The organism is Pseudomonas sp. BF-RE-21, from assembly GCF_019947305.1.
Classification (GTDB): domain Bacteria; phylum Pseudomonadota; class Gammaproteobacteria; order Pseudomonadales; family Pseudomonadaceae; genus Aquipseudomonas; species Aquipseudomonas migulae.
Genome location: NZ_JAGYGF010000042.1, coordinates 16,714 through 42,402, shown reverse-complemented (window position 1 = coordinate 42,402; position 25,689 = coordinate 16,714). Strand labels below are relative to the sequence as shown.

20 protein-coding genes and 1 pseudogene are annotated in these 25,689 nt (G+C 60.4%); 2 read left to right on the top strand and 19 right to left on the bottom strand.

Features of this window, described 5'->3' with window-relative positions:
* Positions 1-149: 149 nt before the first annotated feature.
* The 17 genes from mdoH to hutC form a co-directional block, all read right to left on the bottom strand.
* Positions 150-2,720, bottom strand: a complete 2,571-nt coding sequence (gene mdoH / locus KGB25_RS22445; protein WP_223436711.1) for a glucans biosynthesis glucosyltransferase MdoH — start codon at positions 2,718-2,720, stop codon at positions 150-152.
* Complete coding sequence (locus KGB25_RS22440; protein WP_008041899.1) at positions 2,713-4,530, bottom strand: glucan biosynthesis protein G; 1,818 nt, start codon at positions 4,528-4,530, stop codon at positions 2,713-2,715. Before KGB25_RS22440 ends, mdoH begins: the two co-directional genes overlap by 8 nt.
* 321 nt (positions 4,531-4,851) lie before the next feature.
* Positions 4,852-5,289 (bottom strand): D-aminoacyl-tRNA deacylase, encoded by a 438-nt coding sequence (gene dtd, locus KGB25_RS22435; protein ID WP_008025248.1) that lies wholly within the window; start codon positions 5,287-5,289, stop codon positions 4,852-4,854.
* A complete protein-coding gene (pip, locus tag KGB25_RS22430; RefSeq protein ID WP_008025251.1) occupies positions 5,286-6,257 on the bottom strand; it encodes a prolyl aminopeptidase in 972 nt (323 codons plus the stop codon). The genes dtd and pip overlap by 4 nt, the downstream gene beginning before the upstream one ends.
* A gap of 104 nt (positions 6,258-6,361) precedes the next feature.
* Complete coding sequence (locus tag KGB25_RS22425; RefSeq protein ID WP_223436709.1) at positions 6,362-7,291, bottom strand: alpha/beta hydrolase; 930 nt, start codon at positions 7,289-7,291, stop codon at positions 6,362-6,364.
* A 145-nt stretch (positions 7,292-7,436) separates the two neighbouring features.
* Positions 7,437-8,384, bottom strand: coding sequence for a choline ABC transporter substrate-binding protein (locus KGB25_RS22420; RefSeq protein WP_207284664.1), 948 nt, complete (start codon positions 8,382-8,384; stop codon positions 7,437-7,439).
* Positions 8,385-8,651: 267 nt separating this feature from the next.
* Positions 8,652-9,455, bottom strand: coding sequence for an N-formylglutamate deformylase (gene hutG / locus KGB25_RS22415; protein ID WP_008036594.1), 804 nt, complete (start codon positions 9,453-9,455; stop codon positions 8,652-8,654).
* A gap of 10 nt (positions 9,456-9,465) precedes the next feature.
* Positions 9,466-10,671, bottom strand: a complete 1,206-nt coding sequence (gene hutI / locus KGB25_RS22410; protein WP_223436707.1) for an imidazolonepropionase — start codon at positions 10,669-10,671, stop codon at positions 9,466-9,468.
* An 87-nt stretch (positions 10,672-10,758) separates the two neighbouring features.
* On the bottom strand, positions 10,759-12,291 hold the full coding sequence (gene hutH, locus KGB25_RS22405; RefSeq protein ID WP_223436704.1) for a histidine ammonia-lyase: 1,533 nt from the start codon (positions 12,289-12,291) through the stop codon (positions 10,759-10,761).
* Between the two features lie 131 nt (positions 12,292-12,422).
* Complete coding sequence (gene hutH / locus KGB25_RS22400) at positions 12,423-13,946, bottom strand: histidine ammonia-lyase (RefSeq protein ID WP_207284661.1); 1,524 nt, start codon at positions 13,944-13,946, stop codon at positions 12,423-12,425.
* A 127-nt stretch (positions 13,947-14,073) separates the two neighbouring features.
* The gene (locus tag KGB25_RS22395) at positions 14,074-14,904 is read right to left on the bottom strand and encodes a glycine betaine/L-proline ABC transporter ATP-binding protein (RefSeq protein WP_008036590.1); all 831 of its coding nucleotides are present in this window, start codon (positions 14,902-14,904) and stop codon (positions 14,074-14,076) included.
* Positions 14,901-15,752, bottom strand: a complete 852-nt coding sequence (locus KGB25_RS22390; RefSeq protein ID WP_008025264.1) for an ABC transporter permease — start codon at positions 15,750-15,752, stop codon at positions 14,901-14,903. Before KGB25_RS22390 ends, KGB25_RS22395 begins: the two co-directional genes overlap by 4 nt.
* A gap of 70 nt (positions 15,753-15,822) precedes the next feature.
* A complete protein-coding gene (locus tag KGB25_RS22385; RefSeq protein WP_008025265.1) occupies positions 15,823-16,791 on the bottom strand; it encodes an ABC transporter substrate-binding protein in 969 nt (322 codons plus the stop codon).
* Positions 16,792-16,860: 69 nt separating this feature from the next.
* Positions 16,861-18,330 (bottom strand): purine-cytosine permease family protein, encoded by a 1,470-nt coding sequence (locus KGB25_RS22380; RefSeq protein ID WP_207284660.1) that lies wholly within the window; start codon positions 18,328-18,330, stop codon positions 16,861-16,863.
* A 134-nt stretch (positions 18,331-18,464) separates the two neighbouring features.
* Positions 18,465-20,168 (bottom strand): urocanate hydratase, encoded by a 1,704-nt coding sequence (gene hutU, locus KGB25_RS22375; protein ID WP_223436702.1) that lies wholly within the window; start codon positions 20,166-20,168, stop codon positions 18,465-18,467.
* 445 nt (positions 20,169-20,613) lie between these two features.
* Entirely contained in the window at positions 20,614-21,183 is a 570-nt protein-coding gene (locus KGB25_RS22370; RefSeq protein ID WP_223436700.1) for a HutD family protein, read from the bottom strand.
* Complete coding sequence (gene hutC, locus KGB25_RS22365; RefSeq protein ID WP_172435301.1) at positions 21,180-21,890, bottom strand: histidine utilization repressor; 711 nt, start codon at positions 21,888-21,890, stop codon at positions 21,180-21,182. Before hutC ends, KGB25_RS22370 begins: the two co-directional genes overlap by 4 nt.
* Before the next feature lie 146 nt (positions 21,891-22,036).
* Here hutC and KGB25_RS22360 point away from each other — a divergent pair, with 146 nt between their 5' ends.
* Complete coding sequence (locus KGB25_RS22360) at positions 22,037-23,401, top strand: formimidoylglutamate deiminase (RefSeq protein ID WP_008036578.1); 1,365 nt, start codon at positions 22,037-22,039, stop codon at positions 23,399-23,401.
* A gap of 112 nt (positions 23,402-23,513) precedes the next feature.
* Here KGB25_RS22360 and KGB25_RS22355 read toward each other — a convergent pair whose 3' ends face one another.
* Positions 23,514-24,083 (bottom strand): lipocalin family protein, encoded by a 570-nt coding sequence (locus tag KGB25_RS22355; protein ID WP_192417185.1) that lies wholly within the window; start codon positions 24,081-24,083, stop codon positions 23,514-23,516.
* A 31-nt stretch (positions 24,084-24,114) separates the two neighbouring features.
* Entirely contained in the window at positions 24,115-24,369 is a 255-nt protein-coding gene (locus KGB25_RS22350) for a hypothetical protein (RefSeq protein WP_008028040.1), read from the bottom strand.
* Between the two features lie 283 nt (positions 24,370-24,652).
* Here KGB25_RS22350 and KGB25_RS30650 point away from each other — a divergent pair.
* Positions 24,653-25,687, top strand: a pseudogene (locus tag KGB25_RS30650) (cache domain-containing protein); the annotation flags it as partial.
* Between the last annotated feature and the right edge of the window lie 2 nt (positions 25,688-25,689).

The window sequence follows — 25,689 nt, the reverse complement described above, 5'->3', positions numbered from 1 at the left end:
CGGCGGCTCCCCTCAGGAAACGCATCGATACGGACAAAAATTATCCGGGCGCACCAATTCGGGGACGGATGCTAACGTACTCGCTCGTTTGCACAAGTGTTTGGGAACGATGAGGCAAAAAAAACCCCGCTTTCGCGGGGTTCTCTTTGTTATGCCAACTGCGGTTGTGCACTCAGCGGCTTGAGCGGCAGCAACGGCGCATGGGGATCGGATTTCACCGATTTGCGCCAGGCTTCCAGCCACTCGGGATGACCTTCGCTCCAGACCTGCTCATGCAACCGAGCCAGTGCCACCGGGTCGCTCAGCAGTTGCACACGCTCATTGTTGGTCAGACCGTCAGGCCCGACTTTCAATGCATGGCGAACCCGCTCGATCCGCAGCCACTCGATTGGCTCGGCCTGACCGTGGCGCGACGTCGCCAGCGAGCACGCCAGGGCGTTCTGCTGTGGATCGACCACCGACCGGATGAAGCCGTCTTTCAGCGCATGCCAACGGTTTTCATGGGTGTACTGGTCAGTTGCCAGCAACGCCTGTGGCGGATTGTATTCCTCAGGGATCAGGAACAGGCTCTCGTCACGGGACTTCAGGCCCAGGCCGACACGGCTGGAGATCACGGAAACCGGGATCGACAGCATCAACGAACCGACGATCGGCACCAGCCACCAGAGGAAGCTCGGGTTCAGCCAGATCACCAACAGGGCCCAGAAGAAGCCCAGCAGGGTTTGCGGACCGTGGCGCTTGACCGCTTCGCTCCATGGCGTGGAGTCGTCGTCACGTTGCGGCGAGTTCCAGGTCGCGGCCCAGCCGAGGAACGCGGCGAGTACGAAACGGGTGTGGAAAATCATCCGCACCGGCGCCAGCAACATGGAGAACAACATCTCCAGCAGCATCGACAGGGTCACCTTGAACTTGCCACCGAACTCTTTCGCGCCCTTGGCCCAGATCAGGATGATGCTCAACAGCTTCGGCAGGAACAGCAGCACGATAGTGGTCGAGAACAGCGCGATGGCCTTGTCCGGGTGCCATTGTGGCCACAGCGGGTAGAGCTGACGCGGTTCAAGGAAGTACTGCGGCTCCATCAGCGTGTTGACCGCCAGCAGCGCCGTCGACAGCACGAGGAAGAAGAACCACAACGGCGCCGACAGGTAAGACATCACGCCGGTGAGGAACACCGCACGGTGAACCGGGTGCATGCCCTTGACCAGGAACAGGCGGAAGTTCATCAGGTTACCGTGGCACCAGCGACGGTCACGCTTGAGTTCGTCCAGCAGGTTCGGCGGCAATTCTTCGTAGCTGCCCGGCAAGTCGTAGGCAATCCACACGCCCCAACCGGCACGGCGCATCAGCGCTGCTTCAACGAAGTCGTGGGACAGAATCGCGCCGGCGAACGCGCCTTTACCGGGCAACGGCGCCAGGGCGCAGTGCTCGATGAACGGCTTCATGCGGATAATCGCGTTGTGGCCCCAGTAGTGCGATTCGCCCAACTGCCAGAAGTGCAGACCGGCGGTGAACAGCGGACCGTACACGCGGGTCGCAAACTGCTGCATGCGCGCATAAAGAGTGTCCATGCCCGACGCACGCGGCGCGGTCTGGATGATCCCGGCGTCCGGCGTGGCTTCCATCAGGCGCACCAGACTGGTCAGGCATTCGCCGCTCATCACGGAGTCAGCGTCGAGCACGACCATGTACTTGTAGTCACCGCCCCAGCGACGGCAGAAGTCGTCGAGGTTGCCGCTTTTGCGTTTTACGCGACGGCGACGGCGGCGATAGAAGATCTTGCCGAAACCCTTGGCTTCGCGACAGACGTCCAGCCAGGCCTGCTGTTCGGCGACGCAGATGTCGGCATCGTTACTGTCGCTGAGGACGAAGAAGTCGAAACGGTCCAGGTCACCCGTGGCAGCGACCGACTCGAACGTCGCGCGCAGACCGGCAAATACCCGTGGCACGTCTTCGTTGCAGATCGGCATCACCAGTGCGGTGCGCGCGTCTTTGGGGATCGGCTCGTTGCCGGCACTTTTACCGGAGATGCGGTATTTATCGTGACCGGTGAGCAACTCGAGGAAGCCCATCAGTGCGGTCCAGAAACCGGCCGAGACCCAGCAGAACAGAATCCCGAACATGATCAGGATGGTGGTCTGCAGCGCATACGGCAGCACTTGCGTGACGGTTTGCAGGAGCGGCTGATGCAGGACTTCGTTGAGGTCGACGAACGACCAACCCTGGTACGGCATGATGCCTTTCATGTACCAGCCGGCAACGATGGTTTGACCGAGCATCAGTACCAGCAAGATGTAGCGGCGGATCGAACCCACGGTGCGCCAGCGGGCTGCCGGCAGCACGTTCTCGTCTTTCGGCGGAGCCGGCGGGTTGGTGCGACCGGTCAGACGCCGCCAGCCACGCACCAGAATGTTGGTGCGCCACGGCTCCGGCACGACTTTGGTCCGGCGGATCGGCGGGGTTGCCTTGAGGCAAACACGACCGCTGGCGTCGAGCACCAGCATTTCCGCTTCTTCCAGCTCTTCAGCGGTGCTCAGGGTCAAGCGACGGCCGACCGAGGCTTGAGCAGCCTCGACCGGTGCATCGAACGTCGAGGACGACAGACGCTCGTGAAGTTCGCTGAACGACTTGCAGCCCGCGAGTTCCGCGCGCTGCTCGTCGGTCATCGGCAGATGCGCCAGATACTCGGCAAGAGTTTCTGGCTGAACTTGAGAATTACTCATCGGCAGGCAACTGATAGCTCCAGGTCTCGGTCAGGACTTCTTCAGTCGGTGCCGATTCCGGTGTGGCTGGGGCCGCGTCGGCAGCGACAGGCTGCTTGGCGTCTTTGTTGTTCGCCTTGTCCTTGGCATCTGCAACTGGCTTGGCTTCGGCCTGCTTGGCCTCGGCGGCCTTCGCGTCCTTGTCCGCTTTCTCCGCTTGCTTGGCGGCCACTTTGTCGGCCTTGGCAACGGAAGAGGTGGACGATGGAATCGAAGTCTTGGCCAGATCGGCAGGCACGATGTTCTGCACCAGTGCGGCACGCATCTCGGTGGACTTGCCCGGATCCTTGATCTTCATGCGCAGGGTCAGGCGCCAGCCCTTGGTTTCAGGGTTGTAGCGCACGCTGTTCTCGACCAGCTCGGCATTATCACCCACGCTGACCTGGCTGCGAACGTCTGAATCGGCCGGCAACGCTGCCAGGGACGGGCCTTCGAAATCCACCAGATAGGCAACGCTGCCGTCCGGCTGACGAATCAGGTTGGACTGCTTGACGTCGCCGGTGGAGCGCAAGGTCTGTTTGACCCAGGCGCTGTCCGGTGCGTGAATCGCCGCTTCGTCCATGGTCCAGTGCAGGCGGTAGCCGAATTCCAGCGGCTGACCTGGCTCAGGCAGTTTTTCCGGGCTCCAGAAGGCAACGATGTTGTCGTTGGTTTCATCGGCAGTCGGAATTTCGACCAGGTCGACAGAACCCTTGCCCCAATCGCCTTTTGGCTCGATCCAGGCACTTGGGCGCTTGTCGTAGCGGTCGTCGAGGTCTTCGTAGTGGCTGAAGTCACGGCCACGTTGCAGCAAGCCGAAACCGCGCGGGTTCTCGATCGAGAAGTTGCTCACCGCCAAGTGTTTCGGGTTGTTCAGCGGACGCCAGATCCACTCGCCGTTGCCGGCATGGATCGACAGGCCGCTGGAATCGTGCAGTTCGCGGCGGTAGTTCAGCACTTTCGACGGCTGGTTGGCGCCGAACAGGAACATGCTGGTCAGCGGCGCAACGCCAAGCTTGGTGACCTTGTCACGCAGGAACATCTGCGCCTTGACGTCGACAATGGTGTCGCTGCCCGGACGCAGGGTCAGGCGATAGGCACCGGTGGCGCGTGGCGAATCCAGCAGCGCGAAGATCACCAGGTGCTTGTCGCCCGGCTTCGGCTGTTGAATCCAGAACTCACGGAAACGCGGGAATTCTTCGCCGGACGGCAACGCGGTATCGATTGCCAGGCCCCGAGCGGACAAGCCATACGTGTGACCCTTGCCGACAACGCGGAAGTAACTCGCGCCGAGCATGGTCATGATTTCGTCTTGCTTGTCGGCCTTGTTGATCGGGTACAGCACACGGAAACCGGCATAACCCAGTTGTTCGGTGGCTTTAGGATCGAATTTCAGGTCGCCGAAATCGAAACGAGACGGGTCGTATTTGATCTCTTCGACGGTGTTGGCCGTGATTTCGTTGATTTTCACCGGAGTATCGAAATGCATACCCTGGTGATAGAACGAAAGCTTGAACGGGGTTTTCTGATCGGCCCATTCGGCTTTTTCGGTCAGGAAACGAATTTTCTGATAGTCCGCGAATTTCATCTCACGGAATTCGTTCGGCAGGTTACTGCGCGGGGCTTCGAATTTCTGCCCGGCCAGCTCTTTTGCCTTGACCGATACATCATCCAGATTGAATGCCCAAAGCTGGCCGGCGCCGAACAGGCAGAGCAGTGCAGAGCCCGCTACCAGTGCGCTTCGTAGCCGTTTGGCTGACAATCTTGGTGCATTACAGGGACTAACAATCACGAGCAACCCTCGCCGAAAACAGATCAAAAAACCAACGGCCAGTTAAAGGGCCTGTGAGGTAAACGGGATGAAAAACCCGTCCCTACAAACCACTCTTGCCAAGTTGGCGAGCATTGTTCCGACTCCTATGGGGCTAAATGATTCCCCAACAGGCCCAGGACAAGTCTCTACCTAAGTCAAAACGGACCAACGAACGCTGATCCCCGTAGCGCGCGATTATCTAGTAGGCCGCGTTACAACGCATCAGGCGCAACAAAGTATTTCTCGCGAAAAACCCCTGTTTTCAGTGAAAAAGCGCTTAAAAACTTGTTTCAAGCGCTTTCAGGTCTGTAACAGGAAGGTTACCGGGCCATCATTGACCAGGTGCACCTGCATATCCGCGCCGAATCTACCTGATGCCACTGTGCCATGCACCTGTTTCGCTTTCTCTAATAGATAGTCGAAAAGCTCCTCGCCCAGCGCCGGAGGGGCAGCGGTTGAAAAACTCGGGCGCAACCCGTTTTTGGTGTCGGCGGCCAGGGTGAACTGAGAGACCAGCAGCAACCCGCCCCCGACATCCGCCAGGGACAGATTCATCTTGCCCTCGGCGTCACTGAACACACGATAGTTAAGCAGCTTATGCAGAAGTTTGTCGGCACTGGCCCGAGTGTCCTCGGGCTCGACCGCCACCAGTACCAGCAAACCCTGATCGACGGCACCGACCACCTCCCCCGCTACCTCGACGCGCGCGCCACGCACGCGCTGCAACAGGCCCTTCATGCTTCTGCTGGGGACAGGTCGAGCAGGCGCCGGGCCATCTGATCGGCGGCGCGTACCAAGGCATCGGTAATGCCGGGTTCGGAGGCGGCATGCCCGGCATCACGGATGACCTGCAGTTCACTGTTCGGCCAGTTCTGATGCAGTTCCCAGGCGTTATCCAGCGGGCAAATCACGTCGTAGCGACCGTGAACGATCACGCCCGGCAGATGGGCGATCTTTCCCATGTCGCGGATCAACTGATTCGGCTCAAGGAACGCATTGTTGGTGAAGTAGTGACATTCGATGCGCGCGATGGACAACGCCCGTTGCGGCTCGGAGAAACGATCGACCACCAGCGGGTTCGGACGCAAGGTCGCGGTCCGCCCTTCCCAGGTGGACCAGGCTTTGGCCGCGTGCATCTGGGCGATCTGATCGTTGCCGGTCAGGCGCTTGTGGAAAGCGCCGAGCAAGTCTTCGCGCTCATCCAGCGGGATCGGCGCAATGTAGTCTTGCCAGTAATCAGGGAACAGACGACTGGCGCCCGCCTGATAGAACCACTCGATTTCCTGCGGACGGCAGAGAAAAATCCCGCGCAGGATCAGACCGTGCACACGCTCCGGATGGGTTTGCGCGTAGGCCAGCGCCAGGGTCGAGCCCCATGAGCCGCCGAACAGCACCCATTTATCGATGCCCAGATGCTGGCGAATCCGCTCAAGGTCGGCGACCAGATCCCAGGTGGTGTTGTTTTCCAGGCTGGCGTGGGGCGTGGAGCGACCACAACCGCGCTGGTCGAAGGTGACAATGCGATACAGGTTCGGATCAAAAAAGCAGCGACTCTGTGCATCACACCCGGCACCGGGACCGCCGTGGATGAACACCACCGGCAAACCTTCCGGTGAACCGCTTTCGTCTACATACAGGGTGTGGGTTTCATCGACAGCCAGATCGTGCCGGGCGTGGGGTTTGATCTGCGGGTACAAAGTCTGCATTGCGCGCTCCGTAAGGGGTCGAGGTCATCCCTGGGGGGACTTCTATTATTCTGCCGTTGGGCATCATAAACCCGATTTACGTCAATGAGCATGTCCATGCAGAGTCAGAGTTTTGCCACCCGTTTTTTTGCCAAATAGCCGAGCAGCGTTTCGTAGAGCGCATCGACCTCCGCGACCTGACCCCGCGCCCGCAGACAGCCATGAACCAGCCCTTCCCCGTAATAAAGCGTCGCGGCCACGCCCGCAGCGTTCAGGCGCTCGGCGTACAGCACGCCGTCATCGCGTAGCGGGTCGAATTGCGCCACCGCGATCAATGCCGGCGGCAATCCGCGCAAATCCCCGGCGAGCAAAGGCATGGCATAGGTGCCAGGCGTTTGAGTGCCGCGCAAATACAAGGCGTGATAACAATCCACGTCACTGCTGCTGAGCAGAGGCGCGTCACTGCATTCACTGCGTGAAGGCAAACGGTGATCGCCACCGAGGCCGGGATAGATCAGCACTTGCGCCGCCGGCAGTGGTTCGCCCGCATCGCGCAGTGCCAGGCACAGCGCGGCGGCGAGATTGCCACCGGCGCTGTCGCCGGCCACCAGCGTACGTGCGGGGTCCAGCTGAAACGGCCCGGTGCGCAGCGCTCGCCAGACCGTCAGGCAGTCATCGAACGCCGCTGGAAACGGATGCTCCGGCGCCAGACGATAATCGACCGCGATCACCAACACGTCGAGCGTCGACGCCAGCTCGGCGCAGATGAAGTCGTGGGAATCCAGATCCCCCACCACCCAACCGCCGCCGTGCAGATACACAATGCACGGGCTACCGTCGGTCGATGGCAAAGCTGCGGGCTGATAGGACCGAATCGGTACACCGGCCAATACAAAATCCACCACGTATAGCCCGGCGGGACGCGGCGGGGTGAACGCCCGGCACATCTCGCTGTAGGCCTGGCGCAGTCCGGCGAGGCTGGTGTCGGTGGCGTTGAAGCTGACGGTTTTCTCGACAAATGCCGTCATTTGGTCAGAAAGGGGATAAGTTTCCATGGACCTGCCGCCGAGGATTTGTGACGAGTGGATAACCCTGTGGGAGCGAGCCTGCTCGCGATGGCAGTGGGTCAATCAGCATTAATTTTGACTGACCCACCGCCATCGCGAGCAGGCTCGCTCCCACAGGGGTTTTGCGTTACGGTCAGTTTTTCAGGCTGGCCTGGACGGTTGCAACGCCATCCTTGCCATCAAAACTGCTGACACCGGCCAACCAGCGCTGCAGGTCTTGCGGATGATCACGCAGCCACTGCCTGGCCACGTCCTGCGGCGTCTTGCGCTCCATGATCGGCACCATCAGCTGGCTTTCCTGGGCGGCGGTGAAGGTCAGGTTCTCCAGCAAGCGGTTCACGTTCGGGCAACGCTCGGCGTAGTCCGGGGACGTCACGGTGGAGACCGTCGCCGCGCCTTCGTTCGGCCCGTAAACATCTTCGCTGCCGGTCAGGTAGGCGATTTTCATGTTGATGTTCATCGGGTGCGGCGTCCAGCCGACGAACACCACGAACTCCTTGCGATTCACCGCCCGTTGCACAGCCGCAAGCATGCCGGCCTCACCGGACTCGATCAGTTTGAAATCCTTCAAGCCGAACTGATTGGACTCGATCATGGTTTTGATCGTGGTGTTGGCGCCACTGCCCGGCTCGATGCCGTAGATTTTGCCACCGAGCTTGTCTTTGAATTTGGCGATATCGGAAAAGGTTTTCAGCCCCGCCTCGGCCACGTATTCCGGCACGGCGAGGGTTGCCTGGGCGTCGGCCAGGCTCGGTTTTTCCAGGACCTTCACTTGATTGGCGGCCAGGAACGGCGCGATGTTCTTGTCCATCGCCGGTTTCCAGTAACCGAGGAAGATGTCCAGGCGCTTGTCGCGGATACCGGCGAAGATGATTTGCTGCACGGCGCTGGTTTGCTTGCTTTCGTAGCCAAGGCCGTTGAGCAGCACATCGGCCATGCCGCTGGTGGCGATGACGTCGGTCCAGTTGACCACGCCCATGCGCACGGCTTTGCAGGAAGCATCGTCACTGGCCAGGACAGGGGTGCTCAGGAGAGCGGTACCGCAGAGGATTGAGAGACAGCAGGTCAACAGTCTTTTCATTGGGAATGATCTCGTGCGGCAGAATTATTATGGGTCCGGTGTCTTGATGCACCGTGTCCAGAACATTACGCAGCGTCGAGAGGGTAAAAGCGAACTGTGGCGACCGAGATTTGCACGGTGGCGACTAAAGTGAACGCGTTACCTGTGGGAGCGGCGGTGCGACGATTCGACTTGCTCGCGAAAGCGGTGTGTCAGTCGACATCAATGGTGTCTGACACACCGCCTTCGCGAGCAAGTCGAATCGTCGCACCGCCGCTCCCACCAGGGTCAGGCGTTGTAGTGTTTTTGGCCCCAGGCCAGCAGCCCTTGCAGCAACTCCTTGAGCACCACTTGCGTCGGCTCTGCCAGGTCCGGGCGATAACGGAACGGCTCGAACTCTTCCATGTACGTGCACTGGCCCAACTCCAGTTGCACGGCGTGGATGTTTTGCGCCGGATTGCCATAGTGCCGGGTGATGTGGCCGCCCTTGAAGCGCCCGTTCAGCACATGGCTGTAATCGGTGTGCCTGGCGCAGATCGCTTCCAGTTGAGTCGCCAACTGTGGATCGCAACTGGCGCCGTTGAACGTGCCGAGGTTGAAGTCCGGCAGCTTGCCGTCGAACAGGTGCGGGATGATCGAGCGGATCGAGTGCGCATCAAACAGCAATGCATAGCCGAATTCGGCTTTCATACGAGCCAGCTCGTTCTGCAACGTGCTGTGATACGGCGTCCAGACCTGCTCCAGATACGTCGCACGCTCAGCCGCCGACGGTTCCATGCCTTCACGGAACAACGGAATGCCGTCGAACAGCGTCGCCGGGTACAAACCGGTGGTGGCGCCGACGTACAACGGTTTGTCGTCCGAAGGTCGGTTCAGGTCGATGACAAACCGCGAGTACTCGGCAGCCAGAGTGCTGGCACCCAGTTCGGCAGCGAATTCGTAGAGTTTCGGGATATGCCAGTCAGTGTCCGGCAGGCTTTTCGCGTCGGGGATCAACCCGGCTTCAACCGCCGGGGTCAGGCGCACGCCGGCGTGGGGCATGCTGATCAGCAGCGGCACGCGGCCTTGTTTGAAGTTCAGAACCTTATCCACAACTGCTCTCCTAAACGCTTGTTTCGACGCCGTCACGCACGACGCGTTTTTCCAGGTCACCGCCCAGCCAGTACGACAGGTCGGCGGGACGATCGATTTGCCAGGCGACGAAGTCAGCGACCTTGCCGGCTTCCAGCGAACCATGGGTGTCGGCCATGCCCAGCGCGGTGGCGGCATGAATCGTCGCACCGGCCAGGGCTTCTTCCGGGGTCATGCGGAAACAGGTGCAAGCCATGTTCAGCATCAAGCGCAGCGACAGCGCCGGTGACGTGCCGGGGTTGAGGTCGCTGGCGATGGCGATTTTCACCCCGTGTTTGCGCAACGCATCCATTGGCGGCAATTGGGTTTCGCGCAGGAAGTAGAACGCGCCGGGCAGCAACACGGCGACCGTGCCGGACGCGGCCATGGCGATGGCGTCTTCTTCGGTCATGAATTCCAGGTGATCGGCGGACAGAGCGTGATAACGCGCCGCCAGGCTCGAACCGTGCAATGACGACAGTTGCTCGGCATGCAGCTTCACCGGCAAGCCCAGTTTTTGCGCAGTGACGAACACGCGCTCGACCTGTGCCGGCGAGAACGCCAGGTATTCGCAAAACGCGTCCACCGCATCCACCAGCCCTTCGGCGGCCAGGGCCGGGAGCATCTCGGCGCAGATGTGATCGATGTAGTCGTCGGCGCGATCCTTGTATTCCGGCGGCAAGGCGTGGGCCGCCAGGCAGGTGCTGCGCACACTGATCGGCAGTTCGGCCCCGAGACGGCGGGCCACGCGTAGCATCTTGCGTTCGTTGGCCAGGTCGAGACCGTAGCCGGATTTGATTTCGATGCTGGTCACGCCATCGCGCATCAAACTCTTCAACCGCTTGGCGGCGCTGGCGAACAACTCGTCTTCACTGGCCGCCCGCGTGGCGCGCACGGTACTGGCGATGCCGCCGCCGGCCGCGGCGATTTCCGCATAGCTGACGCCTTGCAGACGCTGTTCGAATTCACCGCTGCGGTTACCGCCAAACACCGTGTGGGTGTGGCAGTCGATCAGGCCCGGCGTAACCCAGGCCCCGTTCAAATCGTTGACGGCCGGGTATTCACCCGCCGGCAGTTCAGCACGTGGGCCGATCCACTCAATGTGCGCACCGGACGTCACGATGGCCGCGTCCTCGATGATCGAGTAGACGCCTTGCGCCATGGTTGCGACGTGGCAGTGTTGCCAGAGAGTTTTCATCCCGTAATCTCCACAATGTTCAAAATCGGTTCGCGGGCAAGCCTCGCTCCTACAATGTAGGAGCGAGGCTTGCCCGCGAAGAGGCCATCACAGACTAGGCAGCAACTTCGCCGTCACCAGTTCATTCAGGCAACGCGTCGCCAACAACTCGCTAGCCGCATTGATGTCCGGCGCAAAGAAACGGTCCTTCTCATAGAACGGCACTTCTTTACGCAGAATCGCCCGAGCCTTTTCCAGTTTCGGCGAGGTCTTCAGACCGTCGCGCAGGTCCAGGCCTTGAGCGGCGGCCAGCCATTCCACCGCAAGGATGCCACGGGTGTTCTCGGCCATTTCCCACAGACGCTTGCCGGCAGCCGGAGCCATCGACACGTGGTCTTCCTGGTTGGCGGAGGTCGGCAGGCTGTCCACCGAATGCGGATGGGACAACGCCTTGTTCTCGCTGGCGAGTGCCGCAGCGGTCACCTGGGCGATCATGAAACCGGAGTTCACGCCGCCATTGGCCACCAGGAACGGCGGCAGTTGCGACATGTGCTTGTCCATCATCAGCGAGATGCGGCGTTCGCTCAGCGAGCCGATTTCAGCGATGGCCAGGGCCATGTTGTCGGCGGCCATCGCGACAGGTTCGGCGTGGAAGTTACCGCCAGAGATCACGTCACCTTCAGCAGCGAACACCAGCGGGTTATCCGAAACGGCGTTAGCTTCGACGGCCAAGACTTCGGCAGCCTGACGGAACTGGGTCAGGCAGGCGCCCATGACTTGCGGCTGGCAGCGCAGGGAGTACGGGTCCTGGACCTTTTCGCAGTTCTCGTGCGAATCGGACACTTCACTGCGCTCGCCCAGCAGGTCGCGGTAAGCGGCAGCGGCGTCGATCTGGCCTTTCTGGCCACGGGCAGCGTGGATACGGGCGTCGAACGGCGAGCGCGAACCCAGCACCGCTTCGACGGTCAGGCCGCCCAGGGCCAGGGCGCCCGCGAACAGATCTTCACCTTCGAACAGGCCGCGCAATGCGTAAGCGGTGGACACCTGAGTACCGTTGAGCAGCGCCAGGCCTTCTTTCGCGGCCAGGGTCAGCGGGGTCAGACCGGCGACTTTCAGCGCTTCGGTCGCTTCCATCCACTCGCCTTTGTAACGAGCCTTGCCTTCACCCAGCAGCACCAGCGACATGTGGGCCAATGGCGCCAGGTCGCCGGAGGCACCGACCGAACCTTTCAATGGAATGTGCGGGTAAACCTCGGCGTTGATCAGGGCGATCAGCGCGTCGATGACCACACGACGAATACCGGAGAAACCACGGCTCAGGCTGTTGACCTTGAGCACCATGACCAGACGCACCAACGCGTCGCTGATCGGCTCGCCGACGCCGGCAGCGTGGGACAGCACCAGCGAGCGCTGCAGGTTTTCCAGGTCTTCGCTGGCGATGCGGGTCGAGGCCAGCAGGCCGAAACCGGTGTTGATGCCGTAAGCGGTACGGTTCTCGGCGAGGATCTGTTCCACGCAGGCAACGCTGGCTTCGATCTGGGCAGCAGCGCTGTTATCGAGGGTGATTTTGACCGGTTGCTGATAGACATCACGCAGTTGGGCAAGGCTCAGTTGGCCGGGGATCAGGTTTAGTGCAGTCATTTTGTGCTCCTTTTGAGAGTTTTTATTCTTCATAAACGAAGAAGACTCACCAGACGCTCCGGAGATATCCGTTGTCCGTCGCGACTCGCTTTTTGGGAGCCGCGCCTTGGCACGTTGGTGTTGTGTGGAAATCAGTTCAGATTCGGTAAAGCCTTGTGCAGCAAATTCGAGTCTTTCAATACGCCGGCAGCGGCGGCGATGTCCGGCGCCAGCCAGCGATCCTGGTCGTAGGCCGGAACACGCTCACGCAGCAGACGCCACGCCGCATCGGTGCCGGCGCCGAAGCGTTGCTCTTTGAGGAACTCAAAAGCCTGGGCCGCCAGCAGGTACTCGATGGCGAGGATCTGCGTGCAGTTTTCCAGCGCGCGATGCAGCTTCAGCGCGGCGTTGGTGCCCATGCTCAGGTGGTCTTCCTGCAAGCCGGAAGTGACGTAGTTGTCGAGCACCGCCGGTTGCGCCAACTGGCGGTTTTCCGCACACAGCGAAGCGGCGACGTATTGCACGATCATCATCCCGGAGTTCACCCCCGGATTGGCCACCAGGAACGCCGGCAGACCGCTGACGTGCGGGTTGATCAAACGGTCCAGACGTCGTTCGGCGATGGAGCCGATTTCGGCCATGGCGATGGCCAGCAAATCAGCTGCCAACGCGACCGACTGGCCATGCGGGTTTGCTTGGGACATGACGCGGAAGTTGTCCGGTGTGCCCAGCAGCAACGGGTTATCCGTGCAGCCGTTGAGTTCGGTTTCGACTTGCTTGATCGCGTGATCGAGTTGATCGCGAGCAGCGCCGTGGACTTGCGGGATCGACCGGATGCTCAGCGCATCCTGCGTACGAATGCCTTTGCTGCTAGCAATCACTTCGCTGCCATCGAGCAGCGCCCGCAGGTTGATCCCGACCTGTTGCATACCCGGATGCGGTTTGAGCGCGATGATCTCGGCGTCGAACGCAGCAATCTGGCCACGCTGGGCTTCGAAGCTCATGGCACTGATCACGTCGGCCCACTGCAGCAGGCGCGTCGCATCGGCAATCGCCAGGCAGCTGAGGCCGCTCATGCACGGCGTGCCGTTGACCAGGCACAGACCGTCCTTGGCGCCGAGTTGAACCGGTTGCAGGCCTTCTTCAGCCAGCGCCTGTTGAGCGGAAACAATCTGCCCGCGATAGCTGACATTGCCGACACCCAGCAGTGCTATGCCGATGTGCGCCATGTGGGTCAGGTAACCGACCGAACCCTGGGACGGCACTTGCGGGGTGATGCCCCGATTGAGCAGCGCGAGCAAGGCTTCGACCACTTGCCGGTGAATGCCGGATTTGCCCTGGGAGTAGTTGCGGATCGCTGCGCACATGATCGCGCGGGTCTGCTCGTCGGCCAGTGGTGCGCCGACGCCACAGGCATGGCTGAGCAAGGTGTTGCGTGACAGTTGGCTGAGCTGTTCGTCTTTGAGCGATACGTTGCAAAGCGCGCCCAGACCGGTGTTGACGCCATAGGCGCGTTCGCCGCTGGTGACGATGCGCTGGACGATCGCCTGGGCATTGTCGATGCGTGCCCAGGTCTGGGCCGACAGCTCGAGTTGTGCGCCGTGACGGGCTACCGCGACCACATCCTGCCAACGCAACGGGGCATCGGCGATAACGATTTTTTCAGCCTGGGACATCATTAACCTCAACCGTACAACCAGAATATTGATGCAGCTTCACCGGCGCCTTCGCGGGCAAGCCTCGCTCCTACAGGTGTGGGAGCGAGCCTGCTCGCGATGGGGCCGGCACAAACGCCGCAAACCTTTAAACCACCGCCGCCCGCCGCTGTACGAACCGGTCGACATACTCATCCGCCGGCGAATGCAGGATCTCTCGCGGGGTGCCGACCTGAATCAGGCGGCCATCCTTGAGGATCGCGATGCGGTTGCCGATGCGCACGGCCTCGTCGAGGTCGTGGGTAATGAAGACGATGGTCTTGTGCAGGGTCTTTTGCAGCTCCAGCAACTGGTCCTGCATCTCGGCGCGAATCAGCGGATCGAGCGCACTGAAGGCTTCGTCCATCAGGATGATGTCGGTGTCCGCCGCCAACGCACGCGCCAGGCCCACACGCTGACGCATGCCGCCCGAGAGCTGATGCGGGTATTTGTTTTCGTAGCCCTTGAGGCCCACGGTGTTGATCCAGTGCAGCGCGCGTTCGGTGCACATCTGCTTGCTCTCGCCGCGCACTTTCAGGCCGTAGGCGACGTTGTCCACCACGGTCTTGTGCGGCAACAGGCCGAAGCTCTGGAACACCATGCTGATCTTGCGACGACGAAATTCGCGCAGGGCTTCCATGTCGTACTGCAGGATGTCCACGCCATCCACCAGGATCGCGCCGCTGGTCGGGTCGATCAGGCGGTTGAAGTGGCGCACCAGGGTCGATTTGCCGGAACCGGACAGGCCCATGATCACGAAGATCTCGCCGCTGCCGATGCTCAACGACAGGTCGTTCACACCGACCACGCAGCCGGTTTCGGCCAGCACCTGATCCTTGGTCTTGCCCTGGCCGATCATGCCCAGCGCTTCCTTGGAACGGTTACCGAAAATCTTGAAGACGTTTTTGACTTCGATCTTGCTGATGGCTGCGTTGCTCATTTGCTCACCTCATGCCGTGCACGACCGTACGCCTGTGTAATGCGGTCGATCACCACTGCCAGAATCACGATCGCCAGACCGGCTTCAAGGCCGCGTCCGACGTTGAGGGTCTGAATCCCCACCAACACATCTTCACCCAGGCCACGAGCACCGATCATCGAGGCAATCACCACCATCGACAGGGCCATCATGGTGGTCTGGTTGATCCCGGCCATGATGCTCGGCAGGGCCAGCGGCAATTGCACGCCAAACAGTTGCTGCCAGCGGTTGGCACCGAAGGCGTTGATCGCTTCCATCACTTCACCGTCGACCTGGCGGATGCCCAGATCAGTCAGGCGGATCAGCGGCGGCGCGGCGTAGATCACGGTAGCGAAAATCGCCGGGACCTTGCCCAGGCCGAACAGCATCAGCACCGGGATCAGATACACGAAGCTCGGCATGGTCTGCATGATGTCCAGCAACGGCATCAGCACCGAACGCAGGCGATTGCTGCGTGCCGAGAGAATGCCCAGCGGAATGCCGATCAGCACCGAAATGACCGTCGCGACCATCATCAGCGCGAGGGTTTGCATCAGCTTGTCCCAGAGGCCGACCGCGCCCACCAGGAACAGCAAACCGACGATCACGGAGGTGGTCACGACCTTGCGGGTCGCGTGCCAGGCAACGCCCGCCACGATCGCCAGCATCAGCCACCAGGGCGCTGCACGCAGCAGCCCTTCAAGATTGACGATGGCCCACAACAGGGTGTCGGAGATGCTGCGGAACACATCGCCGTAGTTGGTGACCAGCGAATCGACCCAACCGTTAACCCAGTCGGCGATGGAAAAGGTAAAGCTTTCGGGAAACATAAGAGACTCTCAATCAAGGGGTTGCGATCAAGCATCCGACTGCCGCTGACGGCAGTCGGAAAAGCTCAACCTACAAGGCCGCGTCGATCTTTTTGGCTGCGTCTTCGCTCACCCATGCGTGCCAGACTTCAGGATGTTCCTTCAAGAAGATCTTGGCCAGTTTTGGCGACTCGATCCGCTCTTTGGCCATACGCCCGAGGTTCTGGTTCAGCAGGTCGATCGGCAGGTTGACCTTTTCCAGCACGGCCACCAGTTCCGGCGCTTGCTCGTGGAAGGTCTTGGACAGGCCAACCTTGATGGTCACGCGCTTGTCCACGCCCGGCTTCTCTTCGAGTTTCACCAGGTCAACCTGGCCCATCAGCGGCGTTGGCGACCAGTAGTAGAACAGGATCGGCTCGCCACGCTTGTAGCTCGACAGCACTGCGGCATCCAGTGCCGGGCCGGTGCCCGGACGGAAGTTGGTGTAGCTGCTTTCCAGGCCGTAGCTTTTCAGCATTTCGCTGTTGTCCAGCTCACAGGTCCAGCCCGCCGGGCAGTTGTAGAAACGGCCCTTGGCTGGCTCTTCGGCGTCCTTGAACACGGCGGCATACTTGCCCAGGTCAGCAATGTTTTTCAGGTCCGGCGCCTTGGCTTCCAGTTTGCGCTTGGCGTCGCCTTCGATCACGTAGCGCGGCACGTACCAGCCTTCGACTGCGCCCACGACTGGCGCGCCGACACCGACAACTTTGCCGGCCTTCTCGGCCTTGTTCCAGACTTCACTGCGGCCGACCCACTCTTCGGCAAACACTTGAATGTCGTTGCTGCTCAGGGCGTTTTCCATGGTGATGGAGTTGCCCGGCAGGCTGTCGGTCTTGCAGTCGTAGCCTTTCTCCAGCACGACTTGCAGCACGTCGGTCAGGAGCATGGCGCTTTCCCAGTTCAGGCCGGCGAATTTCACCGGTTTGCCCGATTCGCACCAACCGGCTGCCTGAGTGGCGCCGGCGCTGGCCAGCAGGCCCATGGAAAGCAATGTGGTCAGCAGGGTCTTGTTCGATTTCATTGTTGTGACGCTCCTAATCATGAATTGGCTTACGGCAGTCAAGAGGCATCCAGCCCTGTCCACGTCCAATCAGGCCTGCGCCGCAGCGCGACCGACATTCAGCTTTTGTTCGGTAATAACGTCCCGCTCGACCGGCAGGATCAGTTGATCGGGCACTGTGCCGTGCCATTTTTTTGCACACACGTAATACAGGGCGGCGGGAATCACCAGGCCGATGATCCAGGAGATATCCACATCACCCAGAGCGGCCACCAGCGGACCTGTATAGAACTTGCTGGAGATGAACGGCAGCTGCACCAGCACACCGAAAACATAGACGCTGATACCCAGAACGTTCCAACGACCGTAACGACCGTTCGGATCGGACAGCGCCGGCACGTCATAGCGCTCGCGGGTGATGCAGTAGTAGTCCACCAGGTTGATCGCGCTCCATGGGGTAAAGAACGCCAGCAAGAACAGGATGAAGGACTTGAACGCACCGAGGAACGAGTGCTGGCCGAGCAACGCCATCAGGGTCGCCGCACCGACGATGACCAGCACAAACAGCAGACGCTGCAAGCGCGTTACTTTCAGGTCACCACGGAAACCGCTGATGATGGTCGCGATGCACATGAAGCTGCCGTAGGAGTTCAGCGTGGAGATGGTGACCTTGCCGAACGCGATGCTGAAGTACAGCAGCGCAGCGGTGGCACCGGTACCACCCAGACCTACGATGTAGGCCACTTCGTGACCGGCGAATTGCCCATTGGCCGAGGCGGCGGCAAACACGCCGAGGATCATCGCCACCTGCGCGCCAATGACCGAACCTGCACCCGCGGCGAAAAAGGTTTTCACCGAGGAAGTCTTGCTCGGCAAGTAGCGTGAATAGTCAGCCACGTAAGGACCAAAGGCGATCTGCCAGGACGCCGCGAGCGACACCGCCAGCAGGAAGCTGCTCCAGCTGAAGTGGCGGATTTGCAGGAGTGCGCCAACGTCAGTCTGGCTCATCAAACGACTGAACAGGTAAACGAAGGCAATCACACCAATGACGCTGGCAATACGGCCAATCCAATGGATCACCCGATACCCGAGCACCGTGACCAGCACGATGACACTGGCGAAGATGAGGATACCGACGGTGTCACTGACGCCAAACAACTGGCCCAGCGCCTGGCCGGACAGCACGGTGCCCGTTGCGGTGAAACCCAGGTACATCAGGCACACCAGAACGATCGGGATCGCCGCGCCATAAACGCCAAACTGCACACGGCTGGAGATCATCTGCGGCAGGCCAAGCTTGGGCCCTTGCGCAGCATGCAGCGCCATCACCCCGCCGCCGAGCAGTTGACCGATCAACAGACCGATCAACGACCAGAACACGTCACCGCCCAGCACCACGGCCAGGGCCCCGGTGACAATCGCGGTGATTTGCAGGTTGGCACCCATCCACAGCGTGAACTGGCTGAACAGACGACCGTGTCTTTCCGCTTCCGGGATGTAGTCGATCGAGCGTTTCTCGATCAACGGTTTGCTGCCTGCACGATCGTTGTTAACAGCCATGATTCAACCTCTGTGGATTGTTCTTCCGGGTTGGTAAAAATCTTTGTAGGAGCCGGCTTGCCGGCGATTCAGGCACCCTGATGTATCAGGTAAATCGCCATCGCCAGCAAGCTGGCTCCTACAGAGGTGTTGCGTTATTTACCGGTAATCATCGGCAGGTTCAGCCCTTGTTCCTTGGCGCAGTCGATCGCGATCTGGTAACCCGCATCGGCGTGACGCATAACGCCGGTGGCCGGGTCGTTGTGCAGAACGCGGGCAATACGCTCGGCCGCTTCGTCAGTACCGTCGCAGACAATCACCATGCCGGAATGCTGGGAGAAGCCCATGCCGACGCCGCCGCCGTGGTGCAGGGAAACCCAGGTCGCGCCGCTCGCGGTGTTGAGCAGGGCGTTGAGCAGAGGCCAGTCGGACACGGCATCGGAACCGTCTTGCATCGATTCGGTTTCGCGGTTCGGGCTCGACACCGAACCGGAGTCCAGGTGGTCGCGACCGATAACGATTGGCGCGGACAATTCACCGCTGCGTACCATTTCGTTGAACGCCAGACCGAGCTTGGCGCGCAGACCCAGGCCAACCCAGCAGATACGTGCCGGCAGCCCCTGGAAGCTGATGCGCTCGCGCGCCATGTCCAGCCAGTTGTGCAGGTGGGCGTCGTCCGGGATCAGCTCCTTGACCTTGGCGTCGGTTTTGTAGATGTCTTCGGCGTTGCCCGACAGTGCAGCCCAACGGAACGGGCCGATGCCACGGCAGAACAGCGGACGGATGTAAGCCGGTACGAAGCCTGGGAAGTCGAATGCGTTTTCCACGCCTTCTTCCTGGGCCATCTGACGGATGTTGTTGCCGTAGTCGAAAGTCGGGATGCCCATTTTCTGGAAATCCAGCATCGCTTTAACGTGCACGGCCATCGATTGCTTGGCGGCTTTGACCACGGCAGCAGGCTCGGTCTTGGCACGAGCGCGGTACTCTTCCCAGGTCCAGCCGGCCGGCAGGTAACCGTTGAGCGGGTCGTGGGCGCTGGTCTGGTCGGTGACCATGTCCGGACGCACACCGCGACGGACCAGTTCCGGCAGGATTTCAGCGGCGTTACCCAGCAGGGCGATGGAAATCGCTTTGCCTTCCTTGGTGTATTTCTCGATGCGGGCCAGAGCGTCGTCGAGGTCTTTGGCTTGCTCGTCGACGTAGCGGCTGTTCAAACGGAAGTCGATGCTGACCTGTTGGCATTCGATGTTCAGCGAGCAAGCGCCGGCCAAAGTTGCAGCCAGAGGTTGAGCGCCGCCCATGCCGCCCAGGCCTGCGGTCAGGACCCAACGACCTTTGAGGTCATCGTTGTAGTGCTGGCGACCGGCTTCGACGAAGGTTTCGTAGGTGCCTTGAACGATGCCCTGGCTACCGATGTAGATCCAGCTGCCGGCGGTCATCTGGCCGTACATGGCCAGGCCTTTGGCGTCGAGTTCGTTGAAGTGTTCCCAGCTCGCCCAGTGTGGCACCAGGTTGGAGTTGGCAATCAGTACGCGCGGAGCGTTGCTGTGGGTCTTGAACACGCCGACCGGCTTGCCGGATTGCACCAGCAGGGTCTCGTCTTCGTTCAGGTTGGTCAGGCTTTCGACAATCTTGTCGTAGCATTCCCAGTTACGCGCCGCACGACCGATACCACCGTAAACCACCAGCTCTTTAGGGTTCTCGGCGACTTCCGGGTCGAGGTTGTTCATCAGCATGCGCAGCGGCGCTTCGGTCAGCCAGCTCTTGGCGGTCAGCTTGTTACCGCGCTGCGCACGTATTTCAACATCACGGTACTTTGTAAAAGAGGCGGTAGTAGGTTTCTGGGTATTGTCAGTCACGAAAAAGACTCCTCAGCGATCAATTCAAACCAACCCTGGCGGTGGGTAAGCCAGCCTGTGCGCGTCAACGCGACACAAGCGAATCAGTGGACGCTGCGGAGAGTCTCGATCGACTCATACGCATACGTCTTTACTTGTACATACAAGCATATGCAATCAAGCGGCCAACTTGTTGGATGGGTGTTCAAGAAAAGTTTTTGGAAGGCTGGAAGCCCCCTGGATCAAGGGTTTTGGAGAAGATGAAATTTTTCGGGAGGATTTTGCGGAGGGGAGGACTGTTGTTACTTGAGCGTGGTTTTGCGCCACGCTGGGGCGTTCGGTAACAAAGTGGTGCGCATTAGGGAACGGATTTGATCGGTGGAAAAACTTCGCGGGCAAGCCTCGCTCCTACAGGGGATCTGCGGTCCACTGTAGGAGCGAGGCTTGCCCGCGAAAGGATTTTGGATCAGCGTGCAGTCAGCTCGACCACACAGCACGGGCCTTTACTGGAGACTTCCAGCAGGCCGTTATTACCGTCGAGTTGCAGGCAGTCATGGCGACCCAATTGCTGGGTGTTGTTACCAACCTGCACTTCCAGCGCCTCGCCGACACTGAACACCAACACCGTGCCCGCCGAACTGAAAAACCGTTGTTCGCCGTCCAGCCACTGCAACCGTGCGCTGTAACGCTGCGGCGCATAAATCAGGTTGAAGTCGCGAATCGGCCCGCCAAGCAGAGTGCACGACACCTGGCTCTCGCCACTGAACGCAAACGGTTCCAGCGGTAACAACGGATGCGTGTCCTGGCCATCGACGCGCAAGGTCATGCCGTCGCCTTGCAGCACGGTGATCACCCGCTCATAGCCAGTGAACGTCGAGAAGCCGCCCGACTCACCAATATCGGCAATCGACAGGCGCCAGCCGAAACCATCCAGGCCAGTACCCGCATCGCGGGTGATTTCTTCAGTGCTGCCGCCGCCGTTTTTCCACGGCATGCGCGGGTAATCAACGGCACGTAAAACCTTTATCTGACTCATTTATGAAACCGACCTTCCAGACGATGACGGGAACCAGGGTGGATCAAACGGGCGGCGGTCACTGGCTGACGGCCAGACCAGGTGCGGCGACGAATCAGCAGGCACGGCTCGCCTTTCTCAATCTGCAGCAACTTGCACTCGCTGGCCTCGGCCAGAATCGCCTCGACCACATGTTCGCCTTCGGTCAGCGGAGCGACCTGGTTCAGATAGGCGTAAGGCGTTTGCAGGGTGAAGTCCTGCTTGAGGTAGTCCGGGGCGACCAGCGCGTTGACGAAACGGTCTTCGATTTGCACCGGAATATCGTTTTCGAAATGCACGATCAGCGAGTGGAAGACTTTTTGACCTTCACGCATGTCCAGCGCCAGGGCGCGCTCGGAACCGGCGGCCTCTTCTTCAAGGGTAATGACCTTGCAGGTATGGCGATGGCCACGGGAGGCGATTTCGTCGGCGATGTTGTGCACTTCGAACAGCGCGGACTGGCTTTTCGGCTCGGCGACGAACGTGCCGACGCCTTGCATACGCACCAACAGACCGTCGGCAGTCATCTCGCGCAGCGCGCGGTTGATGGTCATGCGGCTGAAACCGAGTTGGCTGACCAGCTCGCTTTCCGACGGAACGCGGTAGTGCGGTGGCCAGTTTCCACTGTCGATTTGCTGGGTGATCATCTGTTTGACGCGGGCGTACAAGGGCGCCGGACTGTCGCCCATGTTCGCGGCCAACGGTGACACTGCAGGCGGAGTCGGCACGGTTAATCCTTGTTCGTTGAAGAGAGGTTGCTAGCTTGCCGGAGTTTACCGGGCAGGCAAACGTCTGTATATGTATATACAAATAACACACGATGGGGTGCTGAACCATGTCCGCCTTCTTTGCCGAACGCGCGCTGCTGCCTAGTGGATGGGCCAACAATGTACGTCTTGAGGTCAGCGCCGACGGCGTTTTGACCCATATCCAGGCCGATTCCCACGCAGATGGCGCCGAACGGCTAAGCGGTCCGCTGCTGCCAGGCATGCCGAATCTGCACTCCCACGCGTTCCAGCGAGCGATGGCCGGGCTGGCGGAAGTGGCCGGTAATCCGAACGACAGTTTCTGGACCTGGCGCGATTTGATGTACCGTCTCGTCGGAAAAATCAGCCCGGATCAACTCGGCGTGATCGCCCGTCAGCTGTACATCGAAATGCTCAAGGCCGGTTACACCTCGGTGGCGGAATTTCATTACGTGCACCACGACACAAGCGGCCAACCGTATGCGGATCCGGCCGAACTGGCGTTGCGCATCAGCCAGGCGGCCAGCTCGGCCGGCATCGGTTTGACCCTGCTACCGGTGCTCTACAGCCATTCCGGTTTCGGCGGCCAGACGCCGAACGACGGCCAGCGCCGCTTTATCAACAGCACTGAAAACTACCTGAAGCTTCAATCGCGCTTGCAGCCGATCCTGGCGCAGCAACCGGCGCAATCGCTGGGTCTGTGTTTCCACTCGTTGCGCGCGGTAACACCGCAGCAGATCAGCGAAGTGCTGGCGGCCAGCGACAAGCAGTGCCCGGTGCACATTCACATCGCCGAACAGCAGAAGGAAGTCGACGACTGCCTGAGCTGGAGCGGTCGCCGCCCGCTGCAATGGCTGTATGAAAACACCGAAGTCGACCAACGCTGGTGCCTGGTCCACGCGACCCACGCCAACCCGGAAGAAGTCACGCTGATGGCCAAGAGTCGCGCCATTGCCGGTTTGTGCCTGACCACCGAAGCCAACCTCGGCGACGGGATTTTCCCGGCGGTGGACTTCCTCGCTCAAGGCGGGCGCATGGGCATCGGTTCTGACAGCCATGTGTCGCTGAGCGTGGTGGAAGAATTGCGCTGGCTGGAATACGGCCAGCGCCTGCGGGATCAGCGGCGCAACCGGTTGTATGGCGCGGATCAGCCGATGGTCGGCCGCACGCTGTACGACGCGGCACTCGACGGCGGCGCGCAGGCGATGGGGCAGCCGATCGGTGCGCTGGAAGTTGGCAAACGGGCAGATTGGCTGGTGCTGGACGGCAACGATCCGTACCTGGCGACCGCCAGTGGTGACGGGATTCTCAATCGTTGGTTGTTTGCCGGCGGCGATCGCCAGGTGCGCGATGTGCTGGTCAATGGCCAGTGGGTTGTGCGCGATGGGCGACATGCCGCAGAAGAAGAAAGTAACCGCGCGTTCACCCAGGTCCTGCGCGACCTCTTGGGTTAACACAAACCCTTGTAGGAGCCGGCTTGCCGGCGATGGCGGACTGTCTGTCAAAAGTGATGTTGAACATGACGGCCCCATCGCCGGCAAGCCGGCTCCTACAAAGGGTGCGTAATCAATTCGAGGTCTTGGCCATCTGCGTATCCGTCGCACGCCAGATCAGCCGCGTGGTGTCATACCCCTGCTGGCGCGCCTTGCTCAGCAGTTCTTCGCGCACTACACCGTTGACCGTCGGGGTTCGCGACAGCAGCCACAGATAGCGGCGGCTCGGGTCGCCGACGATCGCAGTCTTGTAGTCGTCGCTGACGAACAACACCCAGTACTCGCCCTTCGCCACGCCCGGTATCAACCGCGAAAACCAGGTATCGAACTCGACCCACAACTTGTCAGTCTTGCCCGGCACCTGTGGATAAGCCGTGCCCTTGGCCTCTTCCCATTGCCAATCCGCCGTCAGGCAGCGATTCAGCACCAGGATGTTGCCGTCCGGCTTGAGCGTGTAATGCGCTTCGGATTGCGCGCAGTTGCGCTGGAAATACATCGGCAGACGCGCCAACTCGTACCAGGTCCCTTGGTACTTCTTGAGATTGACGCTGTTGACCGTTTTCGGCGCCAACGGATTTTCACCAGAAGTGGCGCAGCCGGCCAATACCAGGCTGGCAAAAAGGAGGATCAATAACCGCTTCATTGTTTTTCTCCCGTGGGCATATCGCCCCGGTTTACTTCAGGCCTTGGCCGGAAAACATCAACACTTTGTCACCGGCGTACTGCACGCTGATAAAGCTGTTCTTGTCGCCCCAGGTGCAACTGGACATGCCGAGCGCGCCCGCGCAGTCGGTAGGTTTGCCCAGCAAGGTTTCCACCTCGGCCTTGGCCATGCCTGTCGACAACTTGGAGTAGTTTTCCTGATTGATTTTGCCGCACGCGGCCAGCAAGACGCAGAACGAAAGCAGGGCGATGGAACGCAGCGACATTGTGTAGCTCCTGGGACAAAGGGGAATGGCATGACAGCCAAGCTGAAGCTTAGAAGAGAAAACCCCTGTCTGGTTCCCTGACCGAGTGCCTATTTATCGGGCCGCTCGTCTGCCTTTTGCCGAAAAATCAGCCACTTTCTCGCGTTGTTGAGCATTTCGTCGGTTTTGACAGAATTCGCCTAATCTTTGGCGCCGCTCAGTCGACATAAAAGGCAGCGCAAAGCCCGTTCCTGTGGCAAATTGACGCCCCTTGTCGACCAGCACCTCCGCGGTAGTTCATTTAATGACCAGAAACATGAAGTTCAGCCACAAAATCTTGTTGGCTGCTGCCCTCGTGGTGGCCGTTGCATTCGCCTGTTTCATCCTCTTCAACGACTACCGCCAGCGCCAGACCTTGCGCAGCAGTACCGAATCGTCGATGCAGGAACTCGGCAGCCTGACCACCAGCAACATTCAAACCTGGCTGGAAAGCCGCATCCAGCTGTTGCAATCGTTGTCCCAACAGATCGCCGTGGACGGCAGCGTCCAGGCCAGCCTCAAGCGCGCCATCGACCTGCCGGCCTACACCAGCAATTTCCAGCTGAGCTACTTCGGCGGCACTGACGGCGTGATGTTCTCGGTTCCGGCCGGCAATCGCGCCGCCGATTACGACCCCCGCGCACGCGGCTGGTACAAGGCGGCCAACGGCGCGCAACAGACCATCGTCACCGAACCGTACATCGCTGCGTCCTCCGGCAAACTGGTGATCACCGTGGCCACACCGGTGAAGCATCAGAACCAGATGATCGGCGTCGCCGGCGCCGACATTGACCTGTCCAGCGTCAGCGCGATCATCAACTCACTGAACTTCGGCGGTCACGGCCATGCGTTTATCGTCAGCGCCGACGGCAAGATCCTGATTCACCCGGACAGCAAACTGGTGCTCAAGAACCTCGCCGAGGCCTACCCGAACGGCGCGCCGCAAGTCAGCCCGGGCATGAAAGAGGTCGAGATCGACGGCAAACGCCAGTTCATCTCCTTCACCCACGTCAACGGCGTGCCGTCGGCGGATTGGTATGTGGCGCTGGTGCTGGATCAGGACACCGCGTTCTCGATGCTCAGCGAATTCCGCACCTCGGCGATCATCGCCATGGTTATCGCCGTAGTGATCATCATCGCGCTGCTGGGCATGCTGATCAGTTTCCTGATGCAGCCTCTGCTGACCATGGGCCGCGCCATGCATGACATCGCCGAAGGTGAAGGCGACCTGACCAAACGCCTGACCATTCACGGCCACGACGAATTCGGCGCGCTGGGTACTTCGTTCAACCGCTTTGTCGA

Coding starts and splice junctions, on each gene's coding strand:
- mdoH (WP_223436711.1), bottom strand. CDS start 2,720: ATGAGTAATTCTCAAGTTCAGCCAGAAACTCTTGCCGAGTATCTGGCG.
- dtd (WP_008025248.1), bottom strand. CDS start 5,289: ATGAAGGGCCTGTTGCAGCGCGTGCGTGGCGCGCGCGTCGAGGTAGCG.
- pip (WP_008025251.1), bottom strand. CDS start 6,257: ATGCAGACTTTGTACCCGCAGATCAAACCCCACGCCCGGCACGATCTG.
- KGB25_RS22425 (WP_223436709.1), bottom strand. CDS start 7,291: ATGGAAACTTATCCCCTTTCTGACCAAATGACGGCATTTGTCGAGAAA.
- KGB25_RS22420 (WP_207284664.1), bottom strand. CDS start 8,384: ATGAAAAGACTGTTGACCTGCTGTCTCTCAATCCTCTGCGGTACCGCT.
- hutI (WP_223436707.1), bottom strand. CDS start 10,671: ATGAAAACTCTCTGGCAACACTGCCACGTCGCAACCATGGCGCAAGGC.
- hutH (WP_223436704.1), bottom strand. CDS start 12,291: ATGACTGCACTAAACCTGATCCCCGGCCAACTGAGCCTTGCCCAACTG.
- hutH (WP_207284661.1), bottom strand. CDS start 13,946: ATGTCCCAGGCTGAAAAAATCGTTATCGCCGATGCCCCGTTGCGTTGG.
- KGB25_RS22395 (WP_008036590.1), bottom strand. CDS start 14,904: ATGAGCAACGCAGCCATCAGCAAGATCGAAGTCAAAAACGTCTTCAAG.
- KGB25_RS22390 (WP_008025264.1), bottom strand. CDS start 15,752: ATGTTTCCCGAAAGCTTTACCTTTTCCATCGCCGACTGGGTTAACGGT.
- KGB25_RS22385 (WP_008025265.1), bottom strand. CDS start 16,791: ATGAAATCGAACAAGACCCTGCTGACCACATTGCTTTCCATGGGCCTG.
- KGB25_RS22380 (WP_207284660.1), bottom strand. CDS start 18,330: ATGGCTGTTAACAACGATCGTGCAGGCAGCAAACCGTTGATCGAGAAA.
- KGB25_RS22370 (WP_223436700.1), bottom strand. CDS start 21,183: ATGAGTCAGATAAAGGTTTTACGTGCCGTTGATTACCCGCGCATGCCG.
- hutC (WP_172435301.1), bottom strand. CDS start 21,890: ATGGGCGACAGTCCGGCGCCCTTGTACGCCCGCGTCAAACAGATGATC.
- KGB25_RS22360 (WP_008036578.1), top strand. CDS start 22,037: ATGTCCGCCTTCTTTGCCGAACGCGCGCTGCTGCCTAGTGGATGGGCC.
- KGB25_RS22355 (WP_192417185.1), bottom strand. CDS start 24,083: ATGAAGCGGTTATTGATCCTCCTTTTTGCCAGCCTGGTATTGGCCGGC.
- KGB25_RS22350 (WP_008028040.1), bottom strand. CDS start 24,369: ATGTCGCTGCGTTCCATCGCCCTGCTTTCGTTCTGCGTCTTGCTGGCC.